This window comes from Bacillus sp. AP8, assembly GCF_000321185.1.
In the GTDB taxonomy this organism is placed as follows: Bacteria; Bacillota; Bacilli; order Bacillales; family DSM-1321; genus Bacillus_AD; species Bacillus_AD massilioanorexius.
Genome location: NZ_CAPG01000035.1, coordinates 1 through 17,245 on the forward strand (window position 1 = coordinate 1; position 17,245 = coordinate 17,245).

18 protein-coding genes and 1 riboswitch are annotated in these 17,245 nt (G+C 34.1%); all 18 genes read right to left on the minus strand.

Going from position 1 to position 17,245, the window contains the following annotated elements; genetic code table 11:
- Nucleotides 1-124: 124 nt before the first annotated feature.
- The gene (locus tag BN349_RS24835; protein WP_019241969.1) at nucleotides 125-667 is read right to left on the minus strand and encodes a YpoC family protein; all 543 of its coding nucleotides are present in this window, start codon (nucleotides 665-667) and stop codon (nucleotides 125-127) included.
- A gap of 5 nt (nucleotides 668-672) precedes the next feature.
- A complete protein-coding gene (gene nth / locus BN349_RS09030; protein ID WP_019241970.1) occupies nucleotides 673-1,329 on the minus strand; it encodes an endonuclease III in 657 nt (218 codons plus the stop codon).
- 159 nt (nucleotides 1,330-1,488) lie between these two features.
- Nucleotides 1,489-2,187, minus strand: coding sequence for a DnaD domain-containing protein (locus tag BN349_RS09035; RefSeq protein ID WP_019241971.1), 699 nt, complete (start codon nucleotides 2,185-2,187; stop codon nucleotides 1,489-1,491).
- Between the two features lie 387 nt (nucleotides 2,188-2,574).
- Entirely contained in the window at nucleotides 2,575-3,867 is a 1,293-nt protein-coding gene (gene asnS / locus BN349_RS09040) for an asparagine--tRNA ligase (protein ID WP_019241972.1), read from the minus strand.
- 275 nt (nucleotides 3,868-4,142) lie between these two features.
- On the minus strand, nucleotides 4,143-4,580 hold the full coding sequence (locus BN349_RS09045) for a precorrin-2 dehydrogenase/sirohydrochlorin ferrochelatase family protein (RefSeq protein WP_019241973.1): 438 nt from the start codon (nucleotides 4,578-4,580) through the stop codon (nucleotides 4,143-4,145).
- A 422-nt stretch (nucleotides 4,581-5,002) separates the two neighbouring features.
- Complete coding sequence (cbiB, locus tag BN349_RS09055) at nucleotides 5,003-5,959, minus strand: adenosylcobinamide-phosphate synthase CbiB (protein ID WP_019241975.1); 957 nt, start codon at nucleotides 5,957-5,959, stop codon at nucleotides 5,003-5,005.
- 177 nt (nucleotides 5,960-6,136) lie between these two features.
- A complete protein-coding gene (locus tag BN349_RS09060) occupies nucleotides 6,137-7,024 on the minus strand; it encodes a GHMP family kinase ATP-binding protein (protein WP_019241976.1) in 888 nt (295 codons plus the stop codon).
- A gap of 50 nt (nucleotides 7,025-7,074) precedes the next feature.
- On the minus strand, nucleotides 7,075-7,827 hold the full coding sequence (locus tag BN349_RS09065; RefSeq protein ID WP_019241977.1) for an AIR synthase related protein: 753 nt from the start codon (nucleotides 7,825-7,827) through the stop codon (nucleotides 7,075-7,077).
- Between the two features lie 83 nt (nucleotides 7,828-7,910).
- Nucleotides 7,911-8,312: a bifunctional adenosylcobinamide kinase/adenosylcobinamide-phosphate guanylyltransferase gene (locus tag BN349_RS09070; protein WP_019241978.1), complete on the minus strand. Its 402-nt coding sequence runs from the start codon at nucleotides 8,310-8,312 to the stop codon at nucleotides 7,911-7,913.
- On the minus strand, nucleotides 8,264-8,890 hold the full coding sequence (locus tag BN349_RS09075; RefSeq protein ID WP_019241979.1) for a histidine phosphatase family protein: 627 nt from the start codon (nucleotides 8,888-8,890) through the stop codon (nucleotides 8,264-8,266). The genes BN349_RS09070 and BN349_RS09075 overlap by 49 nt, the downstream gene beginning before the upstream one ends.
- The gene (locus BN349_RS09080) at nucleotides 8,842-9,519 is read right to left on the minus strand and encodes an adenosylcobinamide-GDP ribazoletransferase (RefSeq protein WP_232423542.1); all 678 of its coding nucleotides are present in this window, start codon (nucleotides 9,517-9,519) and stop codon (nucleotides 8,842-8,844) included. The genes BN349_RS09075 and BN349_RS09080 overlap by 49 nt, the downstream gene beginning before the upstream one ends.
- 105 nt (nucleotides 9,520-9,624) lie before the next feature.
- On the minus strand, nucleotides 9,625-10,155 hold the full coding sequence (locus BN349_RS09085) for a bifunctional adenosylcobinamide kinase/adenosylcobinamide-phosphate guanylyltransferase (RefSeq protein WP_019241981.1): 531 nt from the start codon (nucleotides 10,153-10,155) through the stop codon (nucleotides 9,625-9,627).
- Nucleotides 10,152-11,246, minus strand: a complete 1,095-nt coding sequence (locus tag BN349_RS09090) for a pyridoxal phosphate-dependent aminotransferase (RefSeq protein WP_019241982.1) — start codon at nucleotides 11,244-11,246, stop codon at nucleotides 10,152-10,154. The genes BN349_RS09085 and BN349_RS09090 overlap by 4 nt, the downstream gene beginning before the upstream one ends.
- Before the next feature lie 68 nt (nucleotides 11,247-11,314).
- Entirely contained in the window at nucleotides 11,315-12,379 is a 1,065-nt protein-coding gene (gene cobT / locus BN349_RS09095) for a nicotinate-nucleotide--dimethylbenzimidazole phosphoribosyltransferase (RefSeq protein WP_019241983.1), read from the minus strand.
- A gap of 16 nt (nucleotides 12,380-12,395) precedes the next feature.
- Nucleotides 12,396-13,904, minus strand: a complete 1,509-nt coding sequence (locus tag BN349_RS09100; RefSeq protein WP_019241984.1) for a cobyric acid synthase — start codon at nucleotides 13,902-13,904, stop codon at nucleotides 12,396-12,398.
- Between the two features lie 379 nt (nucleotides 13,905-14,283).
- Nucleotides 14,284-14,453, minus strand: a riboswitch (cobalamin riboswitch).
- Nucleotide 14,454: 1 nt separating this feature from the next.
- Nucleotides 14,455-14,961: an ECF transporter S component gene (locus tag BN349_RS09105; RefSeq protein ID WP_019241985.1), complete on the minus strand. Its 507-nt coding sequence runs from the start codon at nucleotides 14,959-14,961 to the stop codon at nucleotides 14,455-14,457.
- 355 nt (nucleotides 14,962-15,316) lie between these two features.
- Nucleotides 15,317-16,213, minus strand: coding sequence for a fumarylacetoacetate hydrolase family protein (locus BN349_RS09110; RefSeq protein WP_019241986.1), 897 nt, complete (start codon nucleotides 16,211-16,213; stop codon nucleotides 15,317-15,319).
- A 293-nt stretch (nucleotides 16,214-16,506) separates the two neighbouring features.
- On the minus strand, nucleotides 16,507-17,244 hold the full coding sequence (locus BN349_RS09115) for a maleate cis-trans isomerase family protein (protein ID WP_019241987.1): 738 nt from the start codon (nucleotides 17,242-17,244) through the stop codon (nucleotides 16,507-16,509).
- Nucleotide 17,245 lies beyond the last annotated feature (1 nt).

A 17,245-nucleotide genomic window follows, 5' to 3' on the forward strand; every position in this document is an offset into this window, starting at 1 on the left:
ATTGTATTATGATAATAGATTCAATCCCAGCGACTAGTCCCATCCTTCTCGCTCGTATTCCTTACTGAAGGCTCTTGTTTCACTCCCTTCTCCATAAGGCCATCAAAAAAAATCGTCTATTGCTTTAAAGCGTAGACGATTTTTTGATTTTGTTATTCTTTTTAATTTGTAACACAGCAAATATTTTTTCCAGTTCATTGATAATCTGCTCAATGGTCTTGAATGATTGATATAAATTTGGTCGTGATAAGATGAAATTCATTCTTTCAGAAAAATTTACAGGAACATGTTTAAAAGATTCAACTTTTGTTGACCATTCCTGAATGTTTACTGGGCTGTTATTCATCCAAAAAATACTAGAAAGACTTATACTAATCGCTTGCTTCATATATGGAGCTGCTTTTTTCACATCACGTTTACTATAAAAATTTTCAAGATGTTCTTTTATACTTCTCCATTCATCGAATAAATGAGGAATTACTTCTTCACTATTTTCCCAAGGATGATAACAAGTAATCTCATTTGTAAATAAAAGTTCGTAATTAAAATTGTCTAGAGCTGCTTTATTCCAATTCTGAAAAGCAGTTGAATCAATTTTGATGTTCTGAACATCTCCAAAGAAATAATCACTTTTCATAGCAGAGGGTATACCTATATTATATTCCATAAGAATTAAACAACTTCCTTATCTTTTAATCTTTTTTTCCCTTCTCGACACAGATCATTTAAAGGACAAACTGAACATTGAGGATTTTGCGCTTTACAATGATATCGCCCAAAAAAGATCATTGTATGATGTGTTAACGACCACTCTTCCTTAGGTACTTTTTTCATTAACGTTTCTTCCACTTGTAGTACACTATCTTTCCAACGACAAATTCCTAGTCTTTTACTTACTCGCTCTACATGTGTATCAACAGCAATCGCTGGTACTCCAAACGCAACAGAAACGACTACATTAGCTGTTTTACGACCTACACCAGGTAGCTTCGTTAGCTCATCGCGATCACATGGTACAACCCCATTATAATCTCTAATAATCATTTCTGATAATTTTTGAATATTTTTTGCTTTATTTCTATATAAACCAATCGAACGGATATCTTGTTGTAATTCTTCAATCGGAACAGCTACATAATCTTCTGGTGATTTATATTTTTGAAACAGTGATGCCGTAACCTTGTTAACAAGTACATCCGTACATTGTGCTGAAAGTGCTACTGCAACAACCAATTCAAATGGATTGGAGTGATTTAACTCACAATGAGCATTTGGATACATTTGCTTCATTTGCTCAAGACAATAATGAATTTGTGTCTTATTTAACATTTTATACGTATCTCCTTTCATTCATCGTTTCATTTTACTTTTTTTTTAAAATCACATATATTAACGGAAATCAAACTTCTTCCTTTAACAGAAAAAAGAAACAATATAAAGTGTAAGGGCGTCTCAAAAGTGATTAATCATCACTTGAGACTGCCCTCTTTATTGTTCTAACCAATTATAAAATGGCATTTCCGTTGTAGTTGGCTTTGGCTTTATTTCCCTTCTTTGATGGTTCGTACGGAATTTTTCTCCGTATGCCTTTGCTTGTTCAACTGTCTTAATGCCATTCTTCTTCCATTCAAATAGAATGCGATCTATATAACGAAAGTTTAATTTCCCTGATATAACAGCTTCTCTTAAAGCAGCCTTGATTATGACATTACTATGATGATCGTCATCAATCCACATACCTAACGTTTCACATTCAAAAGGTGAAAGAGCTCTACCAAATTCTTGTTCAAAAACGGTATATAAACTTCTTTCCTCTACTTCCTTATTGACAGCAGTTTGAAGGTTTTGTTCGGTTAAAAAATGCTCTACCAGTTTCTTTTGTAATGGAAGTAATGAATATATTTCACTTCGAACAGCGTCAACTGTTATTGTTTCTTGAATTTCTAAAAAACCTTTTTGAATAAGCTTTCGTAATATATTCATGCATTCAACAGCCGAGATCGACATTCGATCACTTATTTCATCTGGCGTAGGAAATGAGTTTCCTTCCTTTTGAAAATACTGTAGTTGTAATAATAAAATTAATTCTTGTTCATTTAGACCCATTTGAGCATAATGAACGAAAAGAAAAGAAGGAATCGTTACGTTTCCTTCCTGAAGCCAAGTTAATAATTGTTCTTTACTCATCAGAAGACACCTCATTTTTAGTATAACATGAATTTCTTATTAGCAAGTACATGTAAAACTAAACTTTCTTAATTGTATTTGCATCTTCTAAATGGACTTTCTTTATACATATGAGACAAAATATTGTATCAAAGAAATGCCGTAAAAAAACAAGCATTTATCCTAGCATATCACCAACATCCTCTTAATAATAGACCAACAATATTCCATTTGCTTAAAAGGCTAACTAAAACAAGAAGAACATCTGAAAGTTAAATATTTGAAGGGATATGTCAAATTTTGTGACGACCCTCAATATAACATACATAAAGGCATCTCAAAAGTGATATATAATCACTTTCGAGATGCCCTTATCTGTTTGTTATTGATTTTATATAGTTCAAAAAATCAAGGATATAGACGGTTTAATAGACGTGGGAATGGAATCGTTTCACGTACATGTTCCACACCACTGATCCATGCCACTGTTCTTTCAAGCCCTAGACCAAATCCAGAATGAGGAACAGAACCATATTGGCGTAATTCCATATACCATTTATAAGCATCTTTACTTAGGTTATGTTTTTCAATGTTTTCAAGCAACATATCATAATCATAAATACGCTCAGAACCACCAATAATTTCACCGTATCCTTCAGGAGCAATTAAATCTGCACATAATACTACGTCATTGCGATCTGGAGCTGGTTGCATATAGAAAGGTTTTAATGACGTTGGATAATGAGTAATAAATACCGGTTTATCAAAATGCTCAGCAATTGCCGTTTCGTGAGGAGCACCAAAATCATCTCCCCAAGAAATATCATCAAAGCCATTTTCATTTAAGAATTTAATCGCATCATCGTACGTAATTCTTGGGAATGGTGCTTTAATGTTTTCTAATTTAGAGATATCTCTATCTAATGTTTTCAGCTCTAATTGGCAGTTTTTAAGTACTGCTTCAACAATATGCTGTACATATTGCTCTTGTACTTCTAAGTTTTCTTCAAACTCAACAAAAGCCATTTCAGGCTCAATCATCCAAAACTCAATTAAATGACGTCTTGTTTTTGATTTTTCTGCACGGAAGGTTGGTCCAAATGAAAATACTTTTCCTAATGCCATAGCGGCAGCTTCCATATACAGCTGTCCACTTTGAGAAAGATAGGCATCTTCATCAAAATATTTAGTAGCAAATAATTCTGATGTTCCTTCTGGTGAACTTCCAGTTAAAATAGGTGGATCTATCTTTGTAAAGCCATTTTCATTAAAAAATTCGTATGTAGCACGAATAATTTCGTTACGTATTTTCATTACCGCATGCTGACGTTTTGAACGTAACCATAAATGTCTATGATCCATCAAGAATTCCGTTCCATGCGCCTTAGGAGTAATTGGATAATCAGTAGCTGCTTGAATCACTTCTACATCTGTTACCAATAACTCATATCCAAGAGGAGAACGTTCATCTTTTTGCACTTTACCTGTTACATATAAAGATGATTCTTGTGTAATACCGCGTGCTTTTTGGAAAATTTCTTCCCCAACTTCTTCTTTCACTACAATTCCTTGCATAAAGCCTGTTCCATCACGAAGTTGAAGGAAGGCCATTTTTCCGCTTGAGCGCTTATTCGCTAACCAACAGCCAATCGTTACTTCTTGATCAACATATTTATATACTTGCGAAATAGTCGTTTTCAATATTTTATTCCCTCCAAATACAACAAACAATAAATTTACCATCTACATTATACCTTTCAGTACGTATACAAGCAATGATTGTAAGGTAGATTACTGATTGAGTTTATATTTTTGAATATAATAAATTTTCAATTATTTTTTCGCTATCTATAATATTTACTGGAGAACGATTTCAAAACTTATTGAATCATTCATCATGACTTAAATTGAAAAAACACACAATCATTTCTTGTTAAAAGATTCGTGTGTTTTTAAGAAAGAATATGTAAAAAGTATTAGATTTTATTTTCCTCCAGCCAATCTTCAAGTAATTTCTTAATAGTCTTTGCTTTACTCGGATTTTGACCTCGTGTAGAAATCGCTAATAAACATTCCTTTCCTTTTGCAACAGCCATATTATGAAAATCAGATAACTCTTGTTCACTTGTCACATTTACTAACTGGAAGGGAGCTGCGTCTTTTCTTACTTGTCGATTAACTTCCGCATCATTTGTACAAGCAAAAACAAGAAAACTATCAGCTAAATCTTCTTTTTCATACATTTTTTCTTTCCATGTGATATCTAACCCATAAAAGCTAGCTTCAATTTCAGGACTAATGACAGTTACGTTGGCACCCTCAGCTAGCAATCCCTTTGTTTTACGTAAAGCTATTCTGCCTCCCCCTACAACAGTAATTCTTTTATTGGTAATATCAAGCATAATTGGATACATAATATCTCCCCTTTATTTCTCCAATTTGTATACAAATTTTCTTCTGTTTTAAAATATAAATCCAGTTGTAGATGCTCTTTTTCACTTACCAAGACTTAACCAAATCTGCCTCTCGAATAACTTTCATATCGTTATACCACAATTGCAACTTCAATTACTGATGAAATTATAAATAAACACGAAAAAATGCAAAATAATAAAAGCAGGAACAATATTCACAACCATTTCATATAAGTTATTATGTTATTGAATAGTGATTGGTACACCAATTAAGAAACAGAAAAATATCCATAATTTTTCACCATTAACAAAATCATAACCAATAAATAGCCTTTAGATTTTATATAAGGCGAATGATGTAATAAGCAAATGGCCTTACATCCCCCTTGAAAAAACAAGGATGTCCTCCTATACATTCTGATCTATAATAGAAAATGAATTGTAAGATCAACTATTGTAAAACTTAAAAATGCAATAAACGATGCCACATACAGTAGTTTATTGGTGATGGATATATCCTTAGTTGTAATTTCACGGAAATAATCTCCAATAGTTGGCTTTTCAACTAACTCTCCAAAATAATAATGTGCACCACCAAGTTGTAATCCTAAAGCTCCTGCAACTGCACCTTCAGGATATGCACAATTAGGACTCTTATGCTTTTTACGATCTCTCCAGCCAATCTTTAAGGCGTTACGCCAAGATAGTTTCATAAAAAAGCTGGCTCCTACCAAAAACAACCATGATAATCTTGCTGGAATAAAATTTGCCATATCATCTACTTTTGCTGAAATAAAACCAATAGAACGATATTTCTCATTTTGATAACCTACCATCGAATCTAGCGTATTAATGGCCTTATATGCCATTGCTAAAGCTGGACCACCTAAGAATAAATAAAACATAGGAGCAATTACTCCATCACTCGTATTTTCAGCAACTGTTTCTACTGTTGCTTTGGATATTTGCTCTTTTGACAAATGACTGGTGTCACGACCAACAATCATCGAAAGCTGCTTTCTCGCCTGTTCAATTGTTCCCTTCTCTAATGTATACCAAACTTTTTTCGCTTCTAATGCAAGACATTTAGTAGCAAGAGTTGTATAAGCTAAATAAATGGAAATAACCCAAAATAGAATCATATTCATTTTGACAATCTCTAGTACTCCCCATGTCACCGCATAAGAAAGGCCAACGGTAGCAACCCATAATAAAAGACCTGCAAATTTCAGCTGTGCTTCATTCTTACAAAGCTTTCTAGCACATTTGACAAAAACGGAAATAAAACTCCCCATCCATTTAACAGGATGTGGCCATCTATGAGGATCACCTATAAGTAAATCGAGTACATACGCTGCACCGTATATTATGATATGCATTTCATTTTTCTCCCTTTTTGTAATAAACGGAAAAGCAGTTGAGGATTTTGATAAAAATATACATGGAAATAGCTAGCTAATGTATGGACCTTACTATGTCTCCCTCCCAATGACTAACAACGATTCCGTCAAGCTATGCTCACAAAAATTCCATATAAACCGTGTCTATGAATATAGTTATGAAAGAATCGTAGCTCCTCCTTGAGTAGACTGACAAAAATGATGACATGGATAGTCAACAAGAATATTCTCTTCTTCTAATAATGATAATAACTTTTGAGAGTTCATTTTTTGACGATCATACATTAGGCCAATAACAGTACCACTATGAGCTACATTTATTCCAAGTAAATCATTTTCTTCTACGATCATTAACAGTTCTTGAAATCGTTTTTTGGGTAAAATTCTTTGATTCTCCTTTGCACTTATTGTTGCAACTAAACCAAGTTTAGCAATGGATTTTTCAGCTACAGCCTGCTTGAACAGCAAATATGCCTGATCCATAGCCTTCGCTTGTTGTTTGAGAATTACTTGATGATTTACTTTTCGAAACTTGTCAGTTGATAATTTTTCTAATGGCTCTAATATTAGCACGTCAAAATTTGGTTCCCAAAACGTTTCTTCTATCGTATTTCCTTGCAAATGATCGAATAACGTTAAAGACGGAAATATCGTACTATCCGTTGCCTCAATTAGTAAACAAATTTTAGCCAATAAAGGCGATGTTAGTGAATATCCGAATAAATGTGCTGTAGCTATACAAGTTGCAGCTATATCCGCCGTACTACTTGCCATTCCTTTTGCTATAGGAATCGTTGAAGTTACTCTTAAAGATACGGAAGGGATATTTCTTTTATCTATCCCTAAGAAGCTACAAGTTTGATAAAAAGCTTGCCATACTTTTAAGTGCCTCGTATTTTGAAAAAAAGTTTGATTTAATTCAGAAGTTTCTATTGTAACCTCGCTATACCAATTAATCGGATACGAAATTAATTTTTCACTACCGGCAATCCAGCCTTGTAATAACTCTCCGCAAGAGGCCGGACATCTTGCTTTTACTTTCATTTTTTTGTTCACTCCAACATTCCAAATCAATTATTGTTTTATACATTAGATCATTTATTACATTTCCATTTCGATATTTCACCAATTAAAAATGCATCGGGGAAAGCTGCCTGAAAAGAAGCTGCTTTTGATGGAATCACTGCTACTATTATAGATGTAGACGGGCCAGCTGATTTTACCAACCAACTCTCGGAGCATTCTGCATTGATTATGATGGAACATGAATTTAGTCGGGCCAATTGAGTTGCTTCAAATTCAATACCTTTTGAACCTATAGGTACTATTTCTAACACATCATCTCTTCGAAGCATTTGACGTACTAAGTTATAAGAGACTTCTAAATCAGGTTTTTCAAGTAATTCTTGTCCCATGCGAGGTTCCCCATAACCAAATAATAAAGCATCATCAGAAATATTATTTATTTTTAGCTGTGAAGCGTTAGCAACTCCTATTACCATAACTCCCACACTCGTTTGACTAGTCATCATATTTTCTTCTGTACTACCATTTAGCTCAAGGTGAGATAGCTCAGCATTTTGTAGTTCTTCTTTAATACCGGCAATAATTCTTTTACCGGTGGGGTTCATTTCAGCTCCAATCACATCACTAATTGCGACAACATCAGCACCACTCGCTATTATTTCTAATAACGCAACACGCGTTGTGAGTTTCCCCGTTAACTCTGGCTGAACCGATAATACATCAAATTCCTTTTCACCAATTGCTGCACTGATATCAACCGCAGTTAGTAAAAACTGATTATCCGAAAGTGCCACCACCGTCAAATCTCTAATTTGTGCCATACCAAAATACTCCTTTTTTCACAGTAAAGTTTCATCTTATATCTATCTAAATCATTCATATCTAAATAGGGGATACTCCCAGATCACTTCATTGTTTTTGCTAAGCCGTGCCATATACTAGTTACCTTATTAGCCATTTTAACAGCATCCTGTTGAATCCACCCCATCACATCTCGTAGCCTGCGATCATGAACATTGATAGGAACAATTCCTCTACCCACTTCAAGCATGATTAATATCAATTCTTGTGATGAGGATAATGAAGACCATTTATCATGAAAATACTGGACAATTTCTTGATCTGTTTTACCCATTTTAATAAGTTGACTAACCCACACTTCGAAGCCTTCCATAACGATAATAGGTGCATTATCAACATCTTCAAAGCTTGCACCTTCGTATGCAGATATCCATTTGGCATTACTCCATTTATTTCTTACAAATTGTCGCTTACCACTGTAGGCACCACCGATGATGATGTGCATGTCCATTCACCTTCCTTCTTAACTAAAAATAGCTCAGTAGCCTGACCAAAATGAACCTTCACATCCCAATAATCTATATCTGTACATAAACTAGAAACAATGTGCCGGATGACACCACCATGCGAAACAATAGCAATGCTCTTTCCAAAGTGTTCATTCAATAATACTTTCTCTAACATAAATTGAATAATTCTGTTCTTAAAATCTATTCCGCATTCCCCATTTGGAATACTGGCTGTCTGCCAATTGGAGAGCCAGTAACAATAATCAGGGCTATTCTTTAATTGTTCATATGTCTTTCCTTCCCAATCACCAAAATGAATTTCACGTAAACGTGGATCACAACAAATTTCTTGTTCTCCAAAAAGAAAATGAGCCGTTTGTTGACAACGAAGTAAATCACTACTAAAAATTTTGTCCATTTTCTTTTGTATGAAGATTGCTCGTAGTTTTTTATAATCTAATAACGAATCAGCCAATATAGGCTCATCAGTATATCCCATATATTTTTTTTGCCTATTAAATGCCGTCATACCGTGACGAATAAGAATAAGATGTATAGAACGCTCAAATTCCATAATTCTGCTCCTTCAATTGAGGTTCCTACAAGATCCCCATTAATTCCGTTAAAATGTTTAACAGCCCATTTTCCGTAAACCCATGTAAATAAAAATTGTAACAGTATTAAAATAGCAAATGGATAATAAAATACAGTAATGAAAAGTAACCAACATAAAGCAATCCAAATATCTTGCCATCCTAAATACTTTCTCCATTCGTGTGCTAAGCCTCTATTTTGGATAGCAGGAAAAAGCAGTAATTGAAATAGAGCTTGAAACCTTGAAAGAGCAGGAACAAACAGAAAAACCAAAATTAACACTAACTCATTATTAATCGCTAGTAATTCATATAACAATCCTACTTTCCATATAAAAAGAAAAATAACTGCAAGTACCGCAAAACTTCCAACGCGAGAATCTTTCATTATTTCATATTTTTTCTCCATAGATGCATTTGAACCAATTGCATCTGCAACATCCATCCATCCGTCTAAATGTAAGCCACCTGTTGCATATACCCATGCCGTTAAGAGAGCTAACATTAACAGCGTATCTGGTAATATAGGATGTAGGAGGAGATAAACAATCGCCATAAAACAACCAATGACAATTCCTGCAAAAGGAAAAAAGCGCAGAGCCCATTTCATAGATTTTCGATTCACATCACAGGCAATTGGCAAAGGAAAGCGAGTTAAAAATTGTAAAGATAATACCGCTCCATACCAAATATTTTTAATTTTAATCCCTCCATATCATTTCCAATTAATTGGACTTCCAGCAACTACTTGTATCGCTCGGTCACTTTGTGAAACAACATATTTATGAACAGCTTGTAAACTATACAAATAGCTCTGAACTCCTTCATCTAAAATAGGAATTTCTTCATTAAGATCATTTGAAACGAAAATAATCGTTAGTTGTTTTAATCTAGCAATATCAAACAACTTTTTTAACCGTTCAATCATTATTTGATAGGATTTATTTTCAGAAAAAAGCACATTGCTACTCCAGACAGTTAAACAATCGACAAGCAAAACAGAATGATTTGGTACGAGCTGAATTTTTTCATGAATAAAATATGGTTCTTCAATCGTCGTCCATTGTGACGTTCGACTTTCTTGATGAAGCTTGATACGATGATTCATTTCTTCATCAATATTTCTCTTAGATGTAGCAACATAATATAGACCTTTAGCCTTTAATTTCTTAAATAAATCCATAGCCATTCGTTCAGCCAAAGAGCTTTTTCCTGAACGAACGCCACCTGATATAAAAATGATCAAGCTCGCTCTCTCCATTCTTTTAAATGTCGTACGATGCTTTCATTTTCCTCTCTCGTTCGAATTGCAATACGTAACGCTTTCCCTTCAATATCTAAAAAATTATACGTATGTCTCACTAAAATCCCTTTTTCAACTAAAAACAATAATAAAGTCTCATGATTATCTAATAAAGGATCACGAAGCAAATAATAATTCGTATAAGTATTAGATATTTCAAACCCTAATTTCTGAAATTCTTTTGTTAACCACACCTTTTCTTCCAAAACAAATGCAGCAGTCTTTTTAATAAAGTCATCACATTCTGGTAAACATTCTATTAAACTTAATGCTACGGCATTGACACTCCAAGGTACTTGCATTTGCGATAATTGATTTATCGTTTGTTCATCAGCCATTATATAACCTAAACGAACACCTGGAACAGCAAAAATCTTTGTTAGTGATCGTAATACAATTAAGTTAGAGTATTGCTGAATGAAACACTTTACACTTTTTTCATTTGGAGAAAAATGAATGAATGCTTCATCAACAACAACGTAAGTTCCATACACATTTGCTTTTTCTACCAAATTTTTCATTACTTCAAAAGATAAACGAGTACCAGATGGATTATTTGGACGACATACAAATATCGCATCATTCGTCTCTAAAACTTTTTCCCAGTTGTTCGGTAATATACAATCATTCCAATACTCCTCATACAGATAGCAAGTATAGCTAACACCATTTGCTTTACAAGCCCATTCATATTCACTGAAGGTAGGATGAAAAATAGCCGCTTTTTTCCCTTTAAATAATGATGCACTCAAATGAATCGCTTCTGCTCCTCCATTTGTCAAAAGTACTTGATTACTTGCGATTTCTTCATAATTAGCTACTTTCTCTGTATGCTCTTTATAAGTTAAATCAGGATAGATGTTACTTTTTTCAACTATTGCAGTCATCATTGCTTCTACCATAATAGACGGTATTCCAAAAGGATTAATATTTGCGCTAAAGTCTTTTAGCCCAAAAGAATTCATACCTTTATCTTGAAGAATAGATGCAATAACACTTGTTTTTCCTCCATGCTCTGGCCATTTAGTTTTCATATAGAAACTCCTCGCAATTAAAAATAGTATAGAGACAATTATACTAACTGTTTCTATGCATTTGAGTATTAGCTTCTTGAACTTTCCTTCGATACATTCGCATCCTCGAAAGTAGCCATTTCACTGACCATTTTTGTCGCTGCTTCTACCAAACTATATGCTAAAACAGCGCCACTTCCTTCTCCTAAACGCATTTGTAATGATAAGAGAGGTTTCTTACCAAGCTTTTCGAGAGCAGCAGTATGACCCGGTTCCACTGAATGATGACCTGCTATCATATAATCTTTTACTAATGGACATAATTTGACTGCTAATAAAGCACTAGCTGTACAAATAAAACCATCTAATAAAATCGGAATCTTTCTAGATGCAGCATACAGCATCGCGCCTACCATAGCACCAATCTCGAATCCACCTACTTTTTGTAGCAAGTCTAAAGCATCATCAGCATTAGGCTGTAATAACTTTAAAGCATCATCAATTACTTCTGCCTTATAATCAAGTGCTGAAGACAAAAGCCCTGTCCCTTGTCCAACAAGAGAACGAACATTTAAACCAGTGATAGCAGCAACTATAGCAGAGCTAGATGTTGTATTAGCAATTCCCATTTCACCAACAATTAATAATTTGGCTCCTCGATTTATAATGTTTTCCGCCCGTTTTATTCCAACTTCAATAGAACGAATCGCTTCTTCCTTTGTCATTGCTGGGCCCTTTGCAAAATTCTTCGTTCCATATGCTACTTTTTCAATACATAATCCGTCTGCATAGAGATCCGATTTAACACCAACATCAACAATTTCTATTAATCCGTTCACATTTTTTGTAAAAACATTAATGGCCGCTCCACCATTTAAAAAGTTCATCACCATTTGAGCTGTTACTTCTTGTGGATAGGCTGATACTTTTTCTTCTGCTATACCATGGTCTGCTGCAAATACAATGACACCCGGAGGGTACACAGTAGGCATCTTCTCCCCTGTAATTTCTGTAAGCTGGATTGCCACTTTTTCTATATCTCCTAAACTCCCAATTGGCTTTGTCAAATTATTAATATGTTGTAGGGCGATCTCACCCATGTGATGATTTACCTCATTAATTTCTTTAATGACAGATTGCAATTTTTCACTCATTGCCTTTCCCCTTTTCTCATCGATGTAAAATTTCGTAAATTTTTTCTATATCTACATTTTGACGTACATGGTTTGCTAAACGTCTATACTCATTTTCTTTTAATACCTCTACATCAAGTGTACGCTCTATAGATGGTAGACCTATAGTTGCACGCACTTGATTTAAAAACACCCCACGAAATTCATTGTTATGAAATATATGATGTAAATAAGTGCCGATAATTTTCCCATTATTCATACAGCACCCCTCTTCTTCACCATTTAAAAAAGCAAAGCAAGGTACATATTCAGTCGTTTTAGAAATACCCATATGCACTTCATAGCCCTTTAAAGGAATCATCTCTTCACCAAAGCATTTCGTAAATCCATTTGTTATAACTGTTTTCTTGTCTTGCTTCATCTCAGTGACTATCGGTAGTAAACCCAAGCCTAAAATCTTTGTAATATCTGATTCAACCTGATATTCATCAAGTAATTCTTTACCTAAAAGTTGATATCCACCACAAATTCCAAAAATGTAAGTACCTTTTTTCACTAATGAGAGAATCTTTCTATCTAAACCAGTTTCTTTCATAAATTCCATTGCGTAAGCAGAGTTTTTCGTTCCTGGAATGATAATAACATCGGGATTACCTAGTTGACTGGTTTTTTTTACAAAACGAACATTACAATCTTTTTCTAAACGTAATGGATCCAGATCTGTGAAATTAGAAAAGGTTGGATGTGCAATGACAGCTATATCAATATCCGCCTCATCATTCGTACCTCTTATGCTATATTGAGCAAGGGACAGACTATCTTCACCGTCAATTTCTAAATTAGGAATATAAGGAATAACCCCTAAAACCGGAACACTAGTATATTCCTCAAACCAATCCAGTCCAGGTTGTAAAAGCGTTACATCTCCTCGAAATTTATTAATTATGACCCCTTTCACTCGTTTTCGATCTTCCTCGGACAACAACTGCAATGTACCTACTAAACTAGCAAAAACCCCGCCACGATCAATATCACCAACTAGAATTACAGGTGAATCAACAAGTCTAGCTAATCTCATATTGACCAATTCTCGATCATTTAAATTTATTTCCGCCGGTGAACCAGCCCCTTCTATAACAATGCAATCATACTCATCTGCTAGCTTCTTAAACGATTCACTAATAGCTTGCAAACCCGTTTCAAAAAAATTCTGACGATAAACCGCCGCCTTCATATCACTATATGGCTTTCCGTGTAAAACAACCTGAGATTTCATATCTCCAGATGGCTTTATTAATATAGGATTCATGTGAACAGATGCATCTACTCCTGCTGCTTCAGCTTGTATTCCTTGAGCTCTCCCAATTTCAAGACCATCATTTGTTATATATGAATTCAAAGCCATATTCTGTGATTTAAAAGGCGCTACCTTTAAACCATCTTCTGAAAATATTTTGCATAAGGCTGTCACAAAAATACTCTTTCCTGAATCAGAATGAGTTCCTTGAACCATTATCGGCTTTGCTTTACCTCTTACTATTTCCATGAGCTATCTCAACTCCTTTAAATAAAAATCAATAAAGTTACTAACAGTAATTTGGTTACAATTTTTTCACAAACATGTTTTATTGTATATAAAAGTCGATAGGATCGTTAGGTACGAGTCGGAATAGTAGGATTGGTCAGACACCCCGCAAGCTCTATTTACCGAAGAGGATCACCCGCCCGTTCCGTGATAAGCGAACCCTGAATTTAACTCTGCCCGTATTCACTATTTGTTCATAGGAAACAAAGTATGCGAAATAACCTATATAAAAAAGCACTAGGCTTTTGGGAGCCTAGTGCCTTATACAACAAAATTATGCCTTCTTCTAATAGTCAACACAAAATATGTATAAAGACAACATGCTCCCTGAAAAAATGTTGTGAAAATTCTGTTTAAAGGAGGTATCCTGACTTAGATTCATCTTACTCTCTCACCTTCCCAAATCATTATGATTAAGTGGTTTATCCTGAGATTTCATCATCATTACAGTAGTTAGGGTCTGTAGAGGATTCTCACCTCTTTCCCTGATCTCTAAACAGTTATTATTCTGTTAAATGGTAGAAGGGCTTATATACTTTTTCTTCCACTTTAAAGGTAGTGCTGCAAAAACAATTTCAGCAACTACTATATTACAAACCGAAGCAATGGCAAGTGCTGGGAATAATACAAAAATCACATCTTTTAAAATTGGATATAAAGCTAAAAGTGATAATGGACAATTAAAGATAAATGCAATCACGACTGATATCCCAATACCAAAAGCTTGATTTATTTTTTTGCCAATCCATCTACGTGTTACACTATACAAAAACATAGTAATAGCCATCATTATCGCTATTATGAGATGAACTGGAAAGGATAGCGGAAATCCAGCTATTAAGGATGAAATCATATGTCCAAGAAATCCAAGAGCCATTCCAAAGCCCGGACCCAATAACAGTGTTCCAATAAAAGCTGGAGCTGCATCAAAAGCAATGGACCCCATTACTTTAATATTTGCTCCTATAAAACACATCGCAATTAGTAAAGCACATATGGTTGTTTTTTGAATCTTCAAAGCTACTCTCCTTTACTCTTTATGACGTTCTCTATTTCTATTATAGAAGTGCAGCAACAAACGTACAAGATACTATACTCATATAAGACAATATAGTAGCGTTTTGTGCATTACTATAGTATAGTAAAATCTATTTAATTTTTCAAAAAAAACTGCTAAAAACTCAGAATATCAATTGAGTATTCCAAGTTTTTAGCGAAAGAAGACGTAAAATTAAGCCTTTAAGCTACACCTTTTAGTATATTGATTATCCAAAACTAAACCTGTAATTATGTTTATAAAAATTTTTCAATAAACAAGTTTTACCAAAAATAACTCTATATTTTCAATCAGTTCCAGTTTTATTTTTTATAAATTACTCTCTGGTATTTTGTATAAAAATGTTTGATAATGTACCAAGTTTATCAATTGTAACTTTTACCACATCACCATCTTTTAACCATACCCTTTTCTCTTCAGGATAGCCCAAAATAACTCCTTCTGGCGTACCTGTCAAAATGACATCGCCTGGTTGAAGAGTAAAATATTCCGAAATATAAGTTATAAGTTCTCTACAACTGAAAATCATATCAGATGTATTAGATTTCTGACGAATTTCTCCATTTACATAAGAGGTTATATTTAAGTCGTCGGGATCCTCTATCTCATCCTTGCTCACCAAATATGGTCCAATTGGACAGAAACCATCACTTGTTTTACCAAGTAACCATTGAGAGCTTTGTGATTGTAAGTCACGTGCAGAAATATCATTTGCAATACAGTATCCATAAATAACTGAAAGGGCATCTTCTTTTTTAACATTTCTTGCCTTTTTCCCTATAATTATTGCTAATTCTGCTTCATAATCAACTTGTGATGAAGTATGAGGTAACATAATCTCTTTATCGTGAGCATTAATAGTATTATTAAATTTACTAAATATAATTGGGTTCGAAGGAAAAGGCAAATTACACTCCGTAGCATGCTTTTTATAGTTTAATCCAATACAAATTATTTTTTTAGGTTCAGGTACACTAGGACCATAATCAAGGGAAGTTTCTTCTAAAAATAAAGTTTCTTCCCTCAAAGATGCCGCAACTAGCTTAGATATTTCTTCATGCATATCTTCTATATTTATTAGATCATATACGGATAGAGGAATATTGTTAATATAAGGAAATTTTGTCGAAGCCGCTTCAACATCTAAAATGCCTTTTTCAGTTTTAATTCCCAAAACCAAGCGTTTATCTTTATAAAAAGTAACTGAAATCATTCTTTTCCACCATCCCATTTTTCTAATACTTTAAATAAGTAAATAATTCTATATTTCCCAAAAACTTCACTAAGTTTTAAACTTTATTTATTCATGATATAATCAATTTGACATCTGCACTTTAAAACAGCATGCATAAGGGGTTGTGACAGCTAATCTTCTGTCCGTAAAATGAAATGGAGTCGTCAGAGAAGACGTTAATCACCATGCAGATATTCTTTGTTTATTTACAAACTAAATAAACAGAGCATTGCAACCCCTGCACGGGTTGAATGCTCCTAATAATGGTTATACTAACTTTGATTTACACTTGAAAATACTTTACCCCAACCTTTAATAATACTAGGATCTAAATCCACTATTTTTAAACACTCCCACATAAGTACATTAATAGTGTCATACATTGGCAAATTATATTTTTCTTCATAATATTCCACCTTATCTACCGCTGGAAAGTTAGTACACACCACACTTAAGGCATCCGCAGGTAACACAGACACCGCTTTAATTTGTTCTTCAATTCTCTCTTGGGTTACTAAACTAAAAGAACGGTTTACAGTCTGACCAAGCCCTGCCACATTAACTGTATCCACATTACAATGCTTTTTATATTGTTCCACAATTAATTGGTTGATTTCTGATATATAAGGAGTAACAAGGTGCACAGCTTTAATATTATGCTCTTTAAATGCTCTTACTTGAGATAACATTGAAGTAGTAGCGGGTATACCTGTTCTTTTTGTTATCGCTTTGCAAAGTTCTTGATCAACCTCGAAGCCAAGCCATCCACCCGATGTTCCATTCCAAGCTATTACATCTACTTCCGCATGAGCTAATAATTCCGCTGCCTTTAACATCGGCTCAAAATCAAATTGACTTAAAGCATCTTGTTCTAATGATATTTTAGTAACCTCAAAACGGGAAAAGTGGCAAGTTACTTCAGGGACATCGCACAACAATTTAGAACAAATTGGCTCTAGTATCGTATTTGATGAAGGTGTAAGCATACCAATTTTTTTAGGTTCATTCATT